The organism is Streptomyces aidingensis (genome assembly GCF_900112355.1).
Classification (GTDB): Bacteria; Actinomycetota; Actinomycetes; order Streptomycetales; family Streptomycetaceae; genus Streptomyces; species Streptomyces aidingensis.
On record NZ_FOLM01000005.1, the window covers coordinates 210,174 to 226,768 of the forward strand.

General features: G+C 74.7%; 16 protein-coding genes. 6 read left to right on the forward strand and 10 right to left on the reverse strand.

What is annotated here, in order from left to right:
• Positions 1–58: 58 nt before the first annotated feature.
• Positions 59–649 (reverse strand): DoxX family protein, encoded by a 591-nt coding sequence (locus BM242_RS29355; RefSeq protein ID WP_175541381.1) that lies wholly within the window; start codon positions 647–649, stop codon positions 59–61.
• A 360-nt stretch (positions 650–1,009) separates the two neighbouring features.
• On the opposite strand from BM242_RS29355, the gene BM242_RS12000 reads away from it, so the two are divergent.
• The 4 genes from BM242_RS12000 to BM242_RS12015 all read left to right on the forward strand — a co-directional run bounded on the left by BM242_RS12000 (position 1,010) and on the right by BM242_RS12015 (position 3,461).
• Complete coding sequence (locus BM242_RS12000) at positions 1,010–1,804, forward strand: thioesterase family protein (RefSeq protein ID WP_175541382.1); 795 nt, start codon at positions 1,010–1,012, stop codon at positions 1,802–1,804.
• A gap of 76 nt (positions 1,805–1,880) precedes the next feature.
• Positions 1,881–2,327: a winged helix-turn-helix transcriptional regulator gene (locus BM242_RS12005; RefSeq protein WP_093838756.1), complete on the forward strand. Its 447-nt coding sequence runs from the start codon at positions 1,881–1,883 to the stop codon at positions 2,325–2,327.
• A 73-nt stretch (positions 2,328–2,400) separates the two neighbouring features.
• A complete protein-coding gene (locus BM242_RS12010; protein ID WP_093838757.1) occupies positions 2,401–2,961 on the forward strand; it encodes an RNA polymerase sigma factor in 561 nt (186 codons plus the stop codon).
• Positions 2,958–3,461, forward strand: a complete 504-nt coding sequence (locus tag BM242_RS12015) for a transmembrane transport protein (protein ID WP_093838758.1) — start codon at positions 2,958–2,960, stop codon at positions 3,459–3,461. Before BM242_RS12010 ends, BM242_RS12015 begins: the two co-directional genes overlap by 4 nt.
• A gap of 23 nt (positions 3,462–3,484) precedes the next feature.
• On the opposite strand, the gene BM242_RS12020 is transcribed toward BM242_RS12015, so the two are convergent.
• The 3 genes from BM242_RS12020 to BM242_RS12030 all read right to left on the reverse strand — a co-directional run bounded on the left by BM242_RS12020 (position 3,485) and on the right by BM242_RS12030 (position 6,400).
• Positions 3,485–4,360 (reverse strand): hypothetical protein, encoded by an 876-nt coding sequence (locus tag BM242_RS12020; RefSeq protein ID WP_093838759.1) that lies wholly within the window; start codon positions 4,358–4,360, stop codon positions 3,485–3,487.
• 362 nt (positions 4,361–4,722) lie between these two features.
• Entirely contained in the window at positions 4,723–4,980 is a 258-nt protein-coding gene (locus BM242_RS12025) for a hypothetical protein (protein ID WP_175541383.1), read from the reverse strand.
• A gap of 169 nt (positions 4,981–5,149) precedes the next feature.
• The gene (locus BM242_RS12030; RefSeq protein ID WP_093838761.1) at positions 5,150–6,400 is read right to left on the reverse strand and encodes a helix-turn-helix domain-containing protein; all 1,251 of its coding nucleotides are present in this window, start codon (positions 6,398–6,400) and stop codon (positions 5,150–5,152) included.
• Between the two features lie 335 nt (positions 6,401–6,735).
• On the opposite strand from BM242_RS12030, the gene BM242_RS12035 reads away from it, so the two are divergent.
• Entirely contained in the window at positions 6,736–7,257 is a 522-nt protein-coding gene (locus BM242_RS12035; protein ID WP_093838762.1) for a hypothetical protein, read from the forward strand.
• A gap of 82 nt (positions 7,258–7,339) precedes the next feature.
• Here BM242_RS12035 and sucB read toward each other — a convergent pair whose 3' ends face one another.
• The 6 genes from sucB to BM242_RS12065 all read right to left on the reverse strand — a co-directional run bounded on the left by sucB (position 7,340) and on the right by BM242_RS12065 (position 16,239).
• Complete coding sequence (sucB, locus tag BM242_RS12040) at positions 7,340–9,124, reverse strand: 2-oxoglutarate dehydrogenase, E2 component, dihydrolipoamide succinyltransferase (RefSeq protein ID WP_093838763.1); 1,785 nt, start codon at positions 9,122–9,124, stop codon at positions 7,340–7,342.
• A gap of 59 nt (positions 9,125–9,183) precedes the next feature.
• Positions 9,184–10,572, reverse strand: a complete 1,389-nt coding sequence (gene lpdA / locus BM242_RS12045) for a dihydrolipoyl dehydrogenase (protein WP_093838764.1) — start codon at positions 10,570–10,572, stop codon at positions 9,184–9,186.
• Between the two features lie 423 nt (positions 10,573–10,995).
• Entirely contained in the window at positions 10,996–12,582 is a 1,587-nt protein-coding gene (locus BM242_RS12050) for a leucyl aminopeptidase (RefSeq protein WP_093838765.1), read from the reverse strand.
• A gap of 169 nt (positions 12,583–12,751) precedes the next feature.
• Positions 12,752–13,624: an adenosylcobinamide-GDP ribazoletransferase gene (locus BM242_RS12055; protein ID WP_093838766.1), complete on the reverse strand. Its 873-nt coding sequence runs from the start codon at positions 13,622–13,624 to the stop codon at positions 12,752–12,754.
• 184 nt (positions 13,625–13,808) lie between these two features.
• The gene (locus BM242_RS12060) at positions 13,809–14,924 is read right to left on the reverse strand and encodes a nicotinate-nucleotide--dimethylbenzimidazole phosphoribosyltransferase (RefSeq protein ID WP_093838767.1); all 1,116 of its coding nucleotides are present in this window, start codon (positions 14,922–14,924) and stop codon (positions 13,809–13,811) included.
• Between the two features lie 82 nt (positions 14,925–15,006).
• Entirely contained in the window at positions 15,007–16,239 is a 1,233-nt protein-coding gene (locus tag BM242_RS12065; protein WP_093838768.1) for a bifunctional adenosylcobinamide kinase/adenosylcobinamide-phosphate guanylyltransferase, read from the reverse strand.
• Positions 16,240–16,385: 146 nt separating this feature from the next.
• Between BM242_RS12065 and BM242_RS12070 the strand changes: the two genes are divergently transcribed.
• The gene (locus BM242_RS12070) at positions 16,386–16,595 is read left to right on the forward strand and encodes a hypothetical protein (protein WP_093838893.1); all 210 of its coding nucleotides are present in this window, start codon (positions 16,386–16,388) and stop codon (positions 16,593–16,595) included.

Here is a 16,595-nt window from a genome sequence, read left to right on the forward strand (position 1 = left end):
CCGCTCCCGCACCGGGGATGCCCGCACGGGGCCGTCCTCCCGGGCGCGGACGGCCAGCTCAGCCGGCCGCCCGCTGCTCCTCGCGCGCCGCCGCATGGGGCCGGGCCGGCCGTCGCGGCGGGGCCGGGAGCGTGGCCGGGGCCCGGGGCACCGCCCGCCGCACGGCCGCCGGCGGCTGCCCGTGGGCGGCGATCACCACTCCGGCGGCGATCAGGACGAGGTTCTTGAGCACATATTGTCCGGCGAGGGTGGGGTAGGGGCCCGCGTCGGACCACATCTCGCCGGCAAGCACGGCAAGGGCCAGGAAGGTGCCGCTCAGGTGACCGAAGAACACGGTGAGGGTGAGGCGCGGCAGCAGCCCGGTGACCAGGCCGGTGCCGATCAGTATCTCCAGCACGCCGAGCAGTGGCAGGGAGACGCCGGCCGGCACGAGCTGGAAGGTGATCGCCTCCATGGTCCGGCCGGCCATTTCCTCGGCCGGGCTGGCTTCCGGCACGAGCTTCATGCCGCCGAACCAGAGGAAGAGCAGGCCCATCAGCATCCGGAGCGCGGTGACGGAGTGGCGGCGGCAGAGGGCGGCGAGACGTCCGGAGGACCACGGCAGCGCCGGTGAAGGGGGACGCGAGGGGGCAGGGGGCTGCGGCTCCATGGGTGTCCTTTCGGCTGGAACGGACAGGTGTGGGAGCGCTCCCAAAGCCCACTCCGAAACCGTATTGTCATATCCAGTACATGACAAGATGCCAACTGTTCGGATGCTGCACACTTTCGACCAGCCTCCGACCTCCCCGAACACCCGCCCGCCCGTCGCTGTGGTCCACCGCCGCTGTGCAGCCGCCCAGTCGCGCCGCCGCCCCGGAGCCGCCGGCCATGGCCGCCCCTCCGATGCGGCCGTGGTCCTCGGCCGGGTCGCGGCCGTCACCGGCCCCATTCATAAGTTGGAAAATCCAACCCACTCCGCCATACTCATGACCGGCAAAGTTGGATATCACAACGGACGAGGATGAGAAACATGACCACATCCGCCGCGCCCGGGGCGCCCGCCGGCTCCGCCGCCCCCGACGCCGCCGTCGCACTCGACCCTTCCTGGCGCTCCTGGGACGGCCTGCACGGCGGCTACCTCGTGGCCCGCCTGGCCGCCGCCGCCCGGGCGGCCCTGCCGGAGCCGCTGCCGCTGCGCGCCGTCCACGCCAATCTGCTGGGCGCGGTCCGCGAAGCGGAGGCCGGTATCGGCGTCGGACTGCTCCGCGCCGGCCGCACCGTCACCACCGCCCGCGCCGAACTGTCCGCCCGGGGCCGGACGGCCGTCACCGCCACCGCGACCTTCGGCCCGGCCACCGCCGGGCCCGCCGGACACGAATGGCACGCCCCGCCGCCGCCCGCCGTGCCTCCGGCCGCGGAGCGCCCCGCCTTCGGCGGCGCCCTCGTCGATTTCGCCGATCACATCGAGATCCGCCCCGCCGACGACCGCCTGCCGCTCTCCGGCGGGGACGAGCCCGAGCTCACCGCCTGGATGCGGCTGCACCGACCGCCGTCCGACCCCGCCGAAGCCGTCCTGATCCTGCTCGACGCCCCGCCGCCCGCCCTCTACGGCGTCCTGCGCCGGCCCGTCGCCATCCCCACCGTGGAGCTCGCCGCCCACCTGACCGGCGCGGTCGCCGGTGCCGACCCGGGCGGCTGGATGCTCACCCGCATCCGTACGGAACACGCGGCGGCGGGGTGGTGCGTGGACAACTGCACCCTGTGGAACGCGGACGGCGGCCTGCTCGCCACGGGCCGGCAGACCCGCCGCCTCCTCGTACCCTGACTCCAGGGGCACGGCCGGGCCGCCCCGCCCCCTCCTCCCTCTTCGCCCCTTCCGCCGCGAGCCAAGGAAGCACGTCATGCCCGCTGCTCCCCGCGACTGCTCCATCGCCAACGCCATGGCCGTGATCGGCGAACGCTGGAGCCTGCTCGCCCTGCGCGAGGTCTTCTTCGGTGTCCGGCGGTTCGACCAGATCGTGCGCAACACCGGCGTAAGCCGTGACATCCTCGCCGCCCGCCTGCGCAGACTCGTCGACGCCGGGGTCCTGGAACGCCGCCGGTACCAGCAGCACCCGCCCCGCTACGAGTACGTCCTCACGGATGCCGGAAAGGACCTGCACACGGTGCTGCTCACCCTCATGGACTGGGGCGACCGCCATGTCACCGAGGGCGAGCCGCCCACGGTGTTCCGCCACAGCTGCGGCGAGGTCTTCCGGCCCGAGACCGTCTGCGCCCACTGCGGCCGGCTCTCCCGTCCCCGCGACCTCACCCCGCTCCGCCTGAGCGGCGCGCCGGCCGGCCCGTGAACCTTTCCGGGACCGGCCCCGACTGTTCCGGTGACAGCAGCTTTGCGGAACATGGGGAACAGGAGGCGAGCCGGTGCCGGAAGACGAACGCAGCGCTCTGCTGGTGGTGCGCTGCCAACTCGGCGAACGCGAGGCGTTCACCGAACTGGTGCACCACTGGCACGACGCCCTGCGGCGCTATGTGCGCGCCCTGGCGGGCTCGCCGCAGGCCGCCGACGACCTGGCCCAGGAAACCTGGCTCGCAGTCGTGCGGTCCCTGCCCCGGCTGAGACAGCCGGACCGGTTCGCCCCCTGGCTGTTCACCATCGCCCGCCGCACCGTGGCCGACCACCTGCGGCGCGACGGCACCGCCCCGGTACGGACGATGCCGCCGGCCGCCGACGGACCCGCCGAGGAACCGCCCACCGGCGGCGACGCGTTCGACGGAGTCCTGGACACCCTCCAGATCCAGGCCGGGCTGGACGCCCTGCCACCGGCCGAACGGGAGGTGCTGGTCCTCTTCCACCTCCAGGACCTGCCGCTGGACGGCTGCGCCGAGGTGCTGGGCGTCCCGTCCGGCACGGTCAAGAGCCGCCTGCACCGGGCCCGCCGCATGCTGCGCACCGTCCTTGACGAGAAGGGATACGACGCATGACCGCACACCACCACGACGACGCCGCGCCGGAGCGGCTGCGGCTGGAACGGGTCCTGGCGCGCGAGATCTCGCTCCGCTCGCGCCTGCGGTATGTGGCCGTCGGCCTGGCCGGATTCTGCGGAGCGCTGTTCCTCGCCCTGCTGTGGGCCACCGAGCCCGAGCCGCTGCCCGCCCGCACCGGGGCGGCCTTCGCCGGGCTGATCGCCATCGGCCTGGGGTGGGCGGGCCTGGCCGGCTGGGTCCTGAGCCGGCGCCGCCCGCTGTTCGCGGCCGACCGGGTGCTCGCCGCACGGCTGGCGCTGGGGGCCTGCGTACTGACCGGCGCGGGCGGCGTGCTCCTGGCGGCCGTCCGCTCCACCCCGGGCGTGGTGCTCGGCACGGGACTGGCGGGGGCCGTGCTCATCGGCCTCGCCGTCCTGGGGCTGGCCCGCGCCACCGCCCGCCGCCGTGAACTGCTCCGCCTGCGCACCTCCCTCGGCCGCGCCGGCGACCGCCCCTGACGCGTCCGGCCGGGCCGTGACGGTCAGCCGCCGTCACCGGACTTCCGCAGCTCGTACACGTCCCAGAGGTCCGGGTCCCCGATGAGCCGGTAGAGGGTGACCCGGCCCTCCGTACCGCCCACGCTCCAGGACTCGCCGGAGCAGCCGGATATGGAGACGTCGACACTCTGCTCCGAGGAGCCCCGGCACTGGCGGATCCTCCAGGTGCCCTGCCCGCCGCACTCCCCGACCGCTTCGTCGAAGTCGTGCTCATCGAGGCCGGAGGCCGTGGCCCCGCCGTCGGCGGCAAGACGCAGAGTTCCGCCGCTGCCGTCCGACCACGTGCCGGCCAGCATCTCGGGAGTGACCGTCGGCGGGCGGTACAGCTCCAGAAGCCCCGTGCCGTAGGCGAGACCCGCGAGCAGCGCGGAGCCTGCCACAAGACCCGTGCCCCACCGGGCTGCCCGGGTGAGCCGATGCGGGTCCCACCAGCGGCAGAGCAGGGCCGGACCGGTGAGCACGGCCGTGAGCAGCAGCCATAACCAGGTAACGGAGGGCAGGCGCACGGGGTCGGGCGACGTGGCGACGCCCGCGGCGACGAGCGCAAGGGAAACCGCTGCCGCCACCAGCGGCGACCACCACCACCTCCCGCGCCCGCCGGACCGCCGCTCCAGCACCCCGGTCAGCCAGACGGTCGGCAGCACGAGGAGATGGGACACGATCAGCATGCACACCGCGTACCAGGCGGCCAGTACCGGGAAACCCACGATCAGGACGGCCACCGGCGACGGCGGAACGGCACCCAGCGGCTCGCGCGCCAGGCCGTAGGCCGTGCCCACGACCCCCACCAGTGCCGTCGCAAAGACCAGCACCACCATCGAGGCCTTGATCACCCGCGAGTACGAGAACTCCCACTCCACGGCCGACCCCTCCCCGCGCGAAGCGCCCAGACGCACCCGACCGACCCGGCAACCCCATGCTGTCAGGGGACGTGAACACCTTCAACGCCCCGCCGCCCTCCCCGTGGCACGGTCCGTGCACCCCGGCACACCCGGGATGGCAAGCGCCTCCCCACGTGTCTTCTGGAGGCAGCGAGGCGCCTTCATGCGCCTCGGGTCAGCCGGTGCCGCCGCCGCAGCACAGGCACGGAATGGACACCGGGCCGTCCTTGGTGGCCATGACGGTGACTCCCCTGCCGGGGCCCCAGCCGCGGCCCGGCTGGGGCCTCGGCCGCTTCTTCTTCACCTGGTGCAGTCGGGCGTGCGGACCCGGGCCGCAGTGCTCATGACGCGGCCGGTCCGGGCCCGGGGCTGTCCTTACCCGCGGCCCGGTGTGCGTCGTGCAGGGTCCGGGCGATGGCGCAGCCGGGTCCGTCGGTGGTGCCGCGGCAGGGTCCGCAGCGCAGGGCGTGATCCATCAGCGCCGTCCACAGCCCGGCCCGGTCCAGGTACCGGGCCGCGTCCTCGGGACAGGCGTACACGGTCCAGCCCGGCCCGCTGTTCTGGTGCACGGCACCGACCGGGATCGGGGTATCGGTCATCTGCTTGCAGTGCGCGCACATCCGGCGTGCAGCGCTGGGTACTTCAGTCGCACGGTGCGGCATCGGAGTCCTCCGGCCGTCTGCTGGGGTCGGTATGTGACGGACCGTAGGAAATGGCGGACTGCCGCATATGAGCGCCAGGAATAGTCGCAGGTCAGAGTTGCGGCATTCACTCGTCCAGGTGAAAGCGGGCAGACATCAGACGTAGCCGCTCACGCACCCCGGCTCGTTCCGCGGACCGGATGCGGCGCAAAGTCGCCCGCGCGATGGGGTGGTTACGGATCAGCTGCGGCGCGGTCCGTTCCGCCTCCTCCAGCTCGGTCAGAGCCCGGTCCCGGTCGCCGGTCCACAGGTAGGCCCGGGCCACGTCCAGCCGGTAGTGCCCGCGGCGGCTGCGCGGCAGGGCCGTGACCATTGAGGCGGGCATGCGCTGGTGCAGCCGCAGGGCCTCGTCGTGCTGCGTCAGCTCCAACGCGATGTTGACAGCGTGGATACGCACGTTTCCCGGGGAGAAGGTCAGGGAGTGCCGATCGAACCCCATCCGGGGCAGCCGCTCGGCCGCCTCTCCGGCCTGCTCGATGCGGTGCCGCGCCTCGGCCCCCCGGTCCCGGCCGGCCCGGGCGGCGGACACGGCGGCGCGCAGGTGCAGCGAGCCCCACAGGCGCACCGCTGCCGGGTCGCCGCGCCGGTAGTGCGGTTCAACGTGGCGCAGGGCCTTGTCCGACAGGGCGAGGGAGTCGTCCCAGTCGGCGGTGGCCCACATGTCCCAGACCCGCATCCAGTCCGCCACTGCGGGCAGAAGCTCGTCCCCGGACAGACGGGAGGCCCAGGCGGCGCGTTCGCAGGCCATGGCGATGAGCTCCGGGTGGCCGAGGGCATGCGCGGCGGTGTGGGCGAACTTGCAGGCGATGGCGTAGATGGCGAAACTCTCTTCCCTCTCCCTGCCGGTGCCGGCCTCTGCCAGGGCGCGGGCCTCGCGCAGCAGGTCCGGCAGACTGGCCAGGATCTTGGTGCTCGCGGCGTTGTCGCGCAGCTTGTGGAGCTTCGCCATGTCCCGCCACAGACCGGCGGCGGGCCGTGGCGTCCCGTCAAACACCGGTGTGAGGTCATAGCGCCGCAGCTCCCGCATGATCGCGGAGGCGGAGCGCTGCCACGCCACCCCGTCGGCGGCCGCCGGGTACGGGCGCTCGATCAAGTCGTTGGGGTGGACGTGCAGTGCGGCGGCCAGCTCGTTGATGACGCTGGTTCGGTCCAGCTCCTGGTGTCCGCGCTCCACCTTGGACAGCCAGCTCTGGGTCCTGCGGAGTTCGGCGGCAAGATCTGCTTGGGTGAGGCCGAGGCGCAGCCGCGCGTCCCGGACGCGCTCGCCGATCGCTTCCGCTTCTGTGGGCCTGCTGCGCGGGGGGCGGTGCTGGGGCATGAGGTGGTCTCCGGTCGATCCACTGGTCGCACTGTGGACCGTACCGCCCGGGCAGCACCCCCGGACAGCGAATGGCCTCGGCGGGACCAGGTCAGCCGGCGGGGCCGTTGTGCTGTCAACGGGTGTTGTAGTCCGGGGCGGCCGGGGTACCGCCGGCCGCAGGCGGAGGGCCGGCGGCTTGCCCGGGGGTGGGAGGAGGAGGTGCTTCCGTGGGCGGGTGGTTGATGGCGGCGTTCGGGGTTCGTCACGGGAAGGCCACGGGTGCCGGGAACGGCGGGGCGGGGCGGTAGCCTGCGTTCGGCCGACAACTACGCATCTCCTCGGGGGAATTCCGCATGTCCGCATCCATCCGCCGCACGGTCTTCGCTCTTGCGGTCGCCGCGGGCGCCGCTTTGGGAACGGTGTCCTGTTCGTCCGATTCCGACAATGTCGCCGGCACGGTCGTGGAGAAGGAGATCGACCGCTGCGAGACGGGAATCTCCAACCAGAAGGCCCCGGGCCGCTCCTCCAGCGGCGGTGGCGGCGGTTCGTCCTCCTCCGGCGGCTCCAGCAGTTCCAGCAGCTCGGGCGGCTCCGACGGGGGGTCTTCCACCAGCGGCGGCGGGATCTCCAAGGACGACACCGGCGGCGGAGGGGGCTCGGTCGGCAAGCCGGACGACGACGGCGGCAGCTCCGGCGGCTCCTCCGGCGGTTCCTCGGGTTCCTCCTCCGGCTCGGGCGGCGGCTGCAACGGCACGGAGTACGAGCTCACCGTGCTGACCGCGGAGCAGAAGGAGGTGGAGGTGGACGTCCGCCGGGCGGTCTACGACGCCTGCGAGGTGGAGGAGCGGTACCCGGACTGCGGCGAGGAGAAGTAGGCGGCCCGGGAGAACGGCGGAGCCCCCGGTCACCGCGCGCGGTGACCGGGGGCTCCGGACCGGGTGTCCCGGTACGAGGGGGTCAGAGACCGAGCTCGCCCTCGAACTCCGCGGCCTCCAGGCGGGACTTGACGTCCGCCAGATAGCGGGCGGCGTCGGCGCCGTCCACGAGCTGGTGGTCGTAGGAGAGGGTCAGGTAGACCATGTCCCGGATGGCGATGGTCTCGCCCAGCTCGGGGTGGTCCACGACCACCGGGCGGCGCACGGTGGCGCCGATGCCCAGCTCCGCGACCTGCGGGTAGTTCACGATGATGGTGTCGAACAGCGCGCCGCGCGAACCGGTGTTGCTGATCGTGAACGTGCCGCCGGACATGTCGTCCGGGGCCAGGCCGCCCTTGCGGACCTTGCCCGCCAGCTCCGCGGTCTTCTTGGCGATGCCCGCCAGGCTCAGATCGCCCGCGCCCTTGATGACGGGGACCATCAGGCCCTTCTCCGAGTCCACCGCGATGCCGACGTTCTCCACATCGTGGTAGGTGACGGTGCCGTCGTCGTTGATCCGGGCGTTGACGGACGGGTGCGCCTTGAGCGCCTCGGCCGCCGCCTTGACGAAGAACGGCATCGGCGAGAGCTTGACGCCCTCGCGGGCCAGGAAGCTCTCCTTGGCCCGGGCCCGCAGCCGCATGACCCTGGTGACATCGGCCTCGACCACGGTGGAGAGCTGCGCCTGGTTGTGCAGCGCCTTCATCATGTTCTCGGCGATGACCTTGCGGATGCGGGACATCTTGACCGTCTTGCCGCGCAGTTCGGCCGCGGCGGCCGGCACCGCCGACGGTGCGGCGGCCGGTGCCGGCGCGGCGGCGGCCGGGGCCTGGGCGGCTGCCTTGGCGGCCTCGGCGGCGGCGAGCACGTCCTGCTTGCGGATCCGGCCGCCGACGCCGCTTCCCTTGACCTGGGCCAGGTCGACGCCGTTCTCGGCGGCGAGCTTGCGCACCAGCGGGGTGACGTAGACGCCCTCGGGCACCGGTGCGGGCGCCGGGGCCGGAGCGGCGGGCTCCGCCGCGGCGGGCGCGGGGGCCGGTGCCGGTGCGGGAGCCTCGGCGGCCGGTGCGGCGGGCTGCGGGGCCGGTGCGGCCTGGGGCTCCGGTGCGGCGGGCGCGGGTTCGGGTGCCGGAGCCTGAGCGGCCGGGGCCGGGGCCGGGGCGGCGCCCTTGGCGCCGATGACCGCGAGCTTGGCGCCGACCTCGGCGGTCTCGTCCTCGCCGACCAGGACCTCCAGCAGGGTGCCGGAGGCCGGTGCCGGGATCTCGGTGTCGACCTTGTCGGTGGAGACCTCCAGCAGCGGCTCGTCGGCCTCGACCTCCTCGCCGATCTGCTTCAGCCACCGGGTGACGGTGCCCTCGGTGACCGACTCGCCCAGCGCGGGCAGCACCACGTCCGTGCCCTGGGCACCGCCGGCCGGCGCGGCCTGGGGCTCCGGTGCGGCGGGCGCGGGTGCGGGCTCGGGCGCCGGGGCCTGAGCGGCCGGTGCCGGGGCGGGCTCGGGCGCGGGCTCCGGAGCGGGCGCGGCGGCGGGCTGCGGCGCGGGCGCCGGCTCGGCCACCGTGGTGGCCTCGGCGGCGGCCGGGGCGCCGCCGTCGTCGATCACGGCCAGCTCGGCGCCGACCTCGACCGTCTCGTCCTCGGCGACCTTGATGGAGACCAGCACGCCCCCGGCCGGTGCCGGGATCTCGGTGTCGACCTTGTCGGTGGAGACTTCGAGCAGCGGCTCGTCGGCCTCGACCCGCTCCCCCTCGGCCTTCAGCCAGCGGGTGACGGTGCCCTCGGACACGCTCTCTCCGAGCGCCGGAAGGGTTACGGAAACCGCCATGGTTTCAGTTGCTCCTTACAAAGTGCGGTTGGTGGTGCGCTCCGGGTGAACAGGTTCGATCAGTCATGAGCGTGCAGCGGCTTCCCGGCCAGCGCCAGATGCGCCTCGCCGAGTGCCTCGGTCTGGGTCGGGTGGGCGTGGATGAGCTGCGCGACCTCGGCCGGCAGCGCCTCCCAGTTGTAGATCAACTGTGCCTCGCCGACCTGCTCACCCATGCGGTCGCCGACCATGTGCACACCGACCACCGCGCCGTCTCGGACCTGGACGAGCTTGACCTCGCCCTGAGTCTTGAGGATCTTGCTCTTGCCGTTGCCGGCCAGGTTGTACTTGAGGGTGACGACCTTGTCCGCGCCGTACAGCTCCTTGGCCTTGGCCTCGGTCAGGCCGACCGAGGCGACCTCCGGGTGGCTGTAGGTCACCCGCGGCACGCCGTTGTAGTCGATCGGCACCGGGTTGAGACCGGCCAGCCGCTCGGCGACCAGGATGCCCTCGGCGAAGCCCACGTGCGCGAGCTGGAGCGTCGGGATCAGATCGCCCACGGCGGAGATGGTGGGCACATTGGTCCGGCAGTACTCGTCGGCCAGCACGAAGCCGCGCTCCATGGCGACGCCGGCCTCCTCGTAGCCCAGTCCCTGGGAGACCGGGCCGCGGCCGATGGCGACGAGCAGCAGCTCGGCCTCGAAGGTCTTGCCGTCGGCCAGGGTGACCTGCACCCCGTCCTCGGTGTAGGCGGCCTTCTCGAAGAAGGTGCCCAGATTGAACTTGATGCCCCGGCGGCGGAAGGCCCGCTCCAGCAGCTTGGAGCTGTCCTCGTCCTCCAGCGGCACCAGGTGCGGCAGCCCCTCGACGATGGTCACCTCGGTGCCGAAGGACTTCCAGGCGGAGGCGAATTCGCAGCCGATCACGCCGCCGCCGAGGATGATGGCCGACTTGGGCACCCGGTCCAGGAAGAGCGCGTGGTCGGAGGTGATGATGCGCTGCCCGTCGATGGCCAGGCCGGGCAGGCTGCGGGGCACGGAACCCGTGGCCAGCAGCACATGACGGCCGGTGTAGCGGCGGCCGTTCACGTCCACGGAGGTGGGGGAGGAGAGCCGGCCCTCGCCCTCCACATAGGTGACCTTGCGGGAGGCGATCAGCCCCTGGAGGCCCTTGTACAGGCCGGCGACCACGCCGTCCTTGTACTTGTTCAGGCCGGCCATGTCGATGCCCTCGAAGCTGGTCTTCACGCCGAATTCGGCGCTCTCGCGGGACTGGTCCGCGACCTCGCCCGCGTGCAGCAGGGCCTTTGTGGGGATGCAGCCGCGATGCAGACAGGTGCCGCCCACCTTGTCCTTCTCGATGAGCGCGACATCCAGGCCGAGCTGGGAAGCGCGCAGGGCCGCGGCGTAGCCACCGCTGCCGCCACCGAGGATCACTAGGTCGAAAACGGTGCTGGCGTCGTTCGCCACGTCACGTCCTCCATGCATGGGGTACGCCGGTGCCCGGTCACCGCTGACCGGCCGGCGGGTGTCGTGCGCCGCTGGTGCGCGGCTTGTCATGGCTCGCTCGGTCGTGAGCCGGGCCCTGTCCTGCCGGTAGACCATCTTCGCACTTGTGCCCCCGTGATGAGACGCGGGGCCGGGGGATGAGACACGGCGAAATCCGGTCCAAAGGGATATGGCGGACGGGTGTCCCCGGGTTTCGCGGGAGCGGCGGGGGGCTACTCCCGGGTACCGCCCGGGGATTGCCGCGCGGGGCGGCGGCCCGGCCGGGGCGGGCGGCGCCGGACCGCTCCGGCCGGGCCCGGGACCGGGGGCGTGCCGCCCGGTCCGGACCCGGCCGTGCCGTCACCCGTCCGGCGGTGTGCCGGACGGACCGGCCGCCGCCCCCGGTCAGTTCTCCAGGACGCCGTCCGCGATCCGCTCCGCCAGCCGCACCAGGGTGCGTACCGCCGAGCCGGTGCCGCCCTTGGGGGTGTAGCCGAAGGCGCCGCCCTCGTTGAACGCCGGGCCGGCGATGTCCAGGTGCGCCCAGGGCACGCCCTCGGGCACGAACTCCTTCAGAAACACCCCGGCCGCCAGGCCGCCGCCCATCCGGTCGCCCACATTGGCCACATCCGCCACCGAGGACTTCATGCCGTCCAGCAGTTCCTGCGGCAGCGGCAGCGGCCAGGACTGCTCGCCGGCCTGCTCCGCGGTGGAGTGCACCAGGTCGCGGAAGCCGTCCTCATTGGCCATCACGCCGAAGATGCGCTTGCCCAGGGCCACCACCATCGCGCCGGTCAGGGTGGCCACATCGACCACCGCGTCCGGGGACTCCTCGCAGGCCCGGGCGAGGGCGTCGGCCATCACCAGCCGGCCCTCGGCGTCGGTGTTGAGCACCTCCACCGTCTTGCCGCTGTACATGGTCAGCACATCACCGGGCCGGGTGGCCGAGCCGGACGGCATGTTCTCGGCCAGCGCCAGCCAGCCGGTGACATTCACCGGCAGGCCGAGCCGGGCCGCGGCCAGCACGGTGGCGAAGACCGCGGCGGCGCCGGACATGTCGCACTTCATGGTTTCGTTGGCGCCCGGCGGCTTGAGCGAGATGCCGCCCGAGTCATAGGTGATGCCCTTGCCGATCAGGGCGAGGGTGCGCCGGGCCCCGGGGTGGGTGTGGGCCAGCCGGACCAGCCGGGGCGGGCTCGCCGAGCCCTGGCCGACGCCGAGGATGCCGCCGTAGCCGCCCTTGGCCAGCGCCTGCTCGTCCAGCACCTCGGCCTTCAGGCCGTGTTCCTTGGCGGCGGCCTGCGCGATGGCCGCGAAACCGGCCGGGTTCAGCGCGTTCGGCGGGGTGTTGACCAGGTCACGGGCGCGGGCCACCTCCGCGCCGAGCACGGCGGCGCGCTCGGCGGCGGTGTGCAGCACGGCGTCGTCCGGGTCGGTGTCCAGCAGGGTGATCTCGGCGAGGGGCGCGCTGTCCCGGTCGCCGTTGTCCTTCGGCGCGCCCTTGCCGGTGCCGCTCTTGTCCTTGCCCGCGCCGGTCTTCTTCGTGCCGCGGAAATCGGTGAACGCGTAGGCACCCAGCAGCGCGCCCTCGGCCACCGCGGTCAGCGAGGCGTCGTCGCGCGCCGGCAGCGCGAAGGCCGCGTGGCCGGTGCCGCTGAGCGCGCGGGCGGCGGCGCCGGCGGCGCGGCGCAGTGTCTCGGCCGGATACGGTGTGCCCTCCTCGGGCGCCGTGCCGAGACCCACGGCGACCACCAGCGGTGCGGCGAGGCCGTCCGCCGGGGCGGGCAGCTTGGTGATCTCGTCCTCGCCGCCCTTGGCGCCCAGGGTGGTCAGGACGGCGGCCAGCCGGCCGTCGAAGGCGGCGTCGACCGCTGCCGCCGCCGGGGCGCCGTGGGCGAGGGCGGGACCGTTCTCGCCCTTGGCAATGCCGATGACCACGGCATCCGCGCGCACCGCGGCGACGGGGGAATTGCTGAGGGACAGTGCAGTCACGGTGTAGGGAATCCTGTTCTGTTGTGGGGCGTCCGCGGCCGGGGAGGCGCCGGTCTCGGCGAGGCCGCGCGGAAAATCTTTCGCGTCTTCCGGAGCCTACGCCCGCCCTCCCGGGCCACCCCCGACCGGCCCGCACCCGACACACCCGGCCCGGCACACGCGGGGAGGTTCAGGTGCGGACACCGAGGGTCAGGGTGAGCAGGGTGAGGGTGGCGGCGGTTTCGGCGAGGGCGCCCAGGACGTCGCCGGTCACCCCGCCGAGCCGGCGGCGGCAGTGCCGGAGCAGACCCTCCGCGGCGCACAGCCCGAGCACCACGGCGCCGGCTCCGGCGACCGCGCCCAGCCCGGGGGCGGGCCGGGCGGCGGCCACCAGCGCCGCGGCCACCAGCGCCGCCCCGGCCGCGAGCGCCGCGGCCGGGCCGGCCGGGACCGTCCCGGCGACCGCGGCGCCCAGGCCCTCCCGGCGGGCGGCCGGTATCCCCTCGCGGCAGGCCCACGCCAGGGCCGCGCGCCCGGCCAGCGCCGCGGCCACCGCGGCCGCCGCGCCCTGCGCCCAGCTCTGCGCGTAGAGCTCGGTCAGCGCGGCCGTCTGCGCCAGCAGCACCAGCACCAGGGTGACCACCCCGAACGGGCCGATGTCCGAGCGCTTCATGATGTCCAGCGCCTCCGCCGCGGGCCTGCCGCTGCCCAGGCCGTCCGCGGTGTCGGCGAGCCCGTCCAGATGCAGGGCGCGGGTCAGCAGCGCCGTGGCCGCGACGCTGACCACGGCGGCGACCGGCGCGCCGGAGCCCAGCAGCAGGGGGAAGCCGCCGAGCAGCGCGGCGGCCGTGCCGACCGCCAGACCGGCCGCCGGCGCGCACAGCATGCCGAGACGGGCGGTGGCCCGGTCCCAGCGGGCGGCCCCGACGGGCAGCACGGTGAGCGTGCCGAACGCGAAGCGCAGCCCGTCGGCGAGGGACGGCGCGGGTTCCCCGCCGCCGGGCGGCGCGGCGGGCGGCGGCGGGTGCGGTGGGCGCGGCGGGGGCGAACCGGAGTCGTCCATGGTTACCGGAGCGTAGCGCCGCCGCTCCGCCCCCGCAGCCCCGGGCCGCGGCCGGCCGCCGGGCCGGACCCGCCCGGTACGGTCGCCTGCCCGGGCGGAGCCTGCGGAACTCGCCGTCGCCGCCGTCGCTGCCGGGCGGCGGCGCCGGGGGCAGGCTCGCCTCCGGGCCGGGGGCCGCCCGCCGTCAGGTGGCGTCCGCCGCCGCCGCGGTGGCGGGGGTGCCGGGGGTCTCCGGCGTGCCGCCGGAAGCGGGCTCGGCCAGTTCCGCGGCGAGCGCCGCCGCCGACTGCACCAGCGGCAGCGCCAGCAGTGCCCCCACCCCCTCACCGACGCCCAGGCCCTCATCCAGCAGGGGTTCCAGGGTCATCCGGTCCAGCGCCTTGGCCTGGCCGGGCTCACCGGCCGCGGCATGCCCGGCCAGCCACCAGTCCGGTGCCCGGAAGGCGATCCGCTGCCCGAGCAGCGCACAGGCCGCCGACACCACGCCGTCCAGGATCACCGGGGTGCGCCGGACCGCCGCCTGGAGCAGGAAGCCGGTCATCGCGGCCAGGTCCGCGCCGCCGACCGCGGCGAGCAGCCCGAGCTGGTCGCCCAGCACCGGGCGGGCGCGGCGCAGCCCGTCCCGCACCGCCGCGCACTTGCGCATCCAGGTCAGGTCGTCGATGCGTTCCCCGCCGCGGCCGGTGACCACCGAGGCGTCCGTGCCGCACAGTGCCGCGATCAGCACGCCCGCCGCCGTGGTGCCGCCCACCGAGACGTCGCCGAGCAGCAGCAGATCGGTGCCCGCGTCGGCCTCCTCGTCGGCCACCGCCATGCCGGCCCGGAAGGCGCGCCCGGCCTCTTCCCCGGTGAGGGCGTCCCCGGTGTCCAGCCGGCCGGAGCCGCGCCGTACCCGGTGCCGGGTGATCTCGGCGGGCAGCTCGCCGGGGTCGCAGTCCAGGGAGGTGTCGACGACGCGCAGCGGCACCCCGGCGCGGCGGGCCAGCACCGCCGCCGGGGCGGTGCCGTCCAGCACGGCCCGGACCAGGCGGTGCGCGCCGCCCGCCGGGCGGGCCGAGACGCCCAGCCCGGCGATGCCGTGGTCGCCGGCGAACAGCACCAGCTTGGGTCTGGTCAGGGGTTCGACGGGCACCGAGGACTGGGCGGCGGCCAGCCAGAGCGCGAGTTCGTCCAGCCGCCCCAGGGACTTCGGGGCCAGTCCGATCCGGCCGCGGCGGGTCTCGGCCTCGCGGCGCACCCGGGCGCTGGGGCGCTCGATGAGGTCACCGAAGTCGTCGAGATTCAGGCGGGCTTCGCTCATGGCGACGAGACTACCGAGGCGCACCGCTCACCAGCGCGTCCGCCCGCCGCTTGATGCGGCGCGGCCCGGGAGCGGCGGCGGCTCAGCGGCGCAGGACGACGGCGGTGCCGGCGACGGTGAGCAGGACATGTTCGCATTCGGCGGCGACGGCCGCGTTCAGCCGGCCGAGTTCGTCGCGGAAGCGGCGGCCGGAGGCGGTGGCCGGGACGACGCCCGAGCCCGTCTCGTTGCTCACCGCCACCACCGTCCGCCGGGTGCGGCGCAGCGCGCCGGCCAGTCCGGCCACCCGGCCGGCCAGCTCCCGCTGCGGCGCGCCGGACCGCCACGCCTCCTCGTCCCAGGCGCCGGCCCGGTCCATGGCGTCGGTCAGCCACAGCGCCAGGCAGTCGATCAGCAGCGGGGGCCCCTCGGCCGCCAGCAGCGGCGCCAGCTCGCAGGTCTCGGTGGTGGTCCAGTGCGCCGGGCGGCGTTCGCGGTGCGCGCTCACCCGCTCGGCCCACTCCGGGTCCCCCGGCCGGCCGCCGCCGGTGGCCACGTACACCACCTCGGGGAAGGTGGCCAGCCGGCGTTCCGCCTCGGCGGACTTGCCCGAGCGTGCCCCGCCCAGCACCAGCGTGCGGCGCGGCACCTCGGGCGCCTCGGCCGTCTCCGGCAGCTCCCGGGGCGCCCGCGCCGCCTCCCCGGCGTGCAGCGTGGTCCCGTCCGGGACCGCCCGGGCGCCCGCGGCCGTGACCCGCCGGTGCAGCTCCGCCCCGGGCGGGACGGTGTGCTCCAGATGCACGGCGACGATCCCGGTGGCCCAGGTGACCGCGCCCGCCGCGCGCAGCCTGGCCAGCGCCTCCGGGCGGCCGGTGAGATCCAGCAGGCACAGATCGAAGGTGTGGTCCGGCTCGCCCAGCCCGGCCGGGGTGCCGCCGGGCGGCAGATACAGCAGCCGGCCGCCGTCGGGACCGGTGACCGCGTAGCCGGTGCCGGGGGAGTCCAGCGCGACCGCGCGCACCCGGTGGCCGCTCAGCAGGGTCAGCTCCCGGCCGTCCGGCACCCGCACCGGGGCGGGCAGCTCGGGCGGGGCCGCCATGGCCGGCCCGTCGTGCGGATGGGTCAGCAGCACCTGCTGCACCCGGTGCAGGCTGTGCCCGGCGCGCGCCGCGGAGAGCGCGGCGCCCGGGGTGAGATCCAGCAGCAGCACCCCGTCCACCAGCACCGAGGTGGCGGCCCGGGCCTCGGCCCCCAGCGCACGGGCGCAGGCGGCACAGGGGCAGTCCGCCCGGGGGAAGCCGGCCGGCCCTCCGGTGCCGAGCAGTGTCACGTCCACACCTGGATCCTCTCGTCCGGACGGCCCGGCGCGCGCGGGAAGCTACGCCGGGAGCGGGGCGCCGGTGCCCGGAGAGCCCTTCCCTGGGTACGGTGATGATCAGCAGGACCGGCAGGCAGGTGCGCGACGACATTCGGGAGGCGGGCGTGACGGTATGGGAATGGCGCTTCGAGAAGGCGGACGGCACGGCGGTGGAGCCGGCCGAACCGCCGGGGGAGTTCGGCACCCAGGGAGACGCCGAGTCCTGGCTGGGCGAGGTCTGGCGGCAGTTGCTGGAGCAGGGCATCGACCAGGTCCGGCTGACCGAGGACGGCGCCGAGGTGTACGGCCCGATGAGCCTGCACGCCGAGGACTGA

Bases quoted from the DNA above. Each gene is read 5' to 3' on its own strand.
- BM242_RS12030 (WP_093838761.1), bottom strand. From the start codon at position 6,400: ATGCCCCAGCACCGCCCCCCGCGCAGCAGGCCCACAGAAGCGGAAGCG.
- BM242_RS12015 (WP_093838758.1), top strand. From the start codon at position 2,958: ATGACCGCACACCACCACGACGACGCCGCGCCGGAGCGGCTGCGGCTG.
- BM242_RS12000 (WP_175541382.1), top strand. From the start codon at position 1,010: ATGACCACATCCGCCGCGCCCGGGGCGCCCGCCGGCTCCGCCGCCCCC.
- BM242_RS12060 (WP_093838767.1), bottom strand. From the start codon at position 14,924: ATGAGCGAAGCCCGCCTGAATCTCGACGACTTCGGTGACCTCATCGAG.
- BM242_RS12035 (WP_093838762.1), top strand. From the start codon at position 6,736: ATGTCCGCATCCATCCGCCGCACGGTCTTCGCTCTTGCGGTCGCCGCG.
- BM242_RS12055 (WP_093838766.1), bottom strand. From the start codon at position 13,624: ATGGACGACTCCGGTTCGCCCCCGCCGCGCCCACCGCACCCGCCGCCG.
- BM242_RS29355 (WP_175541381.1), bottom strand. From the start codon at position 649: ATGGAGCCGCAGCCCCCTGCCCCCTCGCGTCCCCCTTCACCGGCGCTG.
- BM242_RS12005 (WP_093838756.1), top strand. From the start codon at position 1,881: ATGCCCGCTGCTCCCCGCGACTGCTCCATCGCCAACGCCATGGCCGTG.
- BM242_RS12025 (WP_175541383.1), bottom strand. From the start codon at position 4,980: ATGACCGATACCCCGATCCCGGTCGGTGCCGTGCACCAGAACAGCGGG.
- sucB (WP_093838763.1), bottom strand. From the start codon at position 9,124: ATGGCGGTTTCCGTAACCCTTCCGGCGCTCGGAGAGAGCGTGTCCGAG.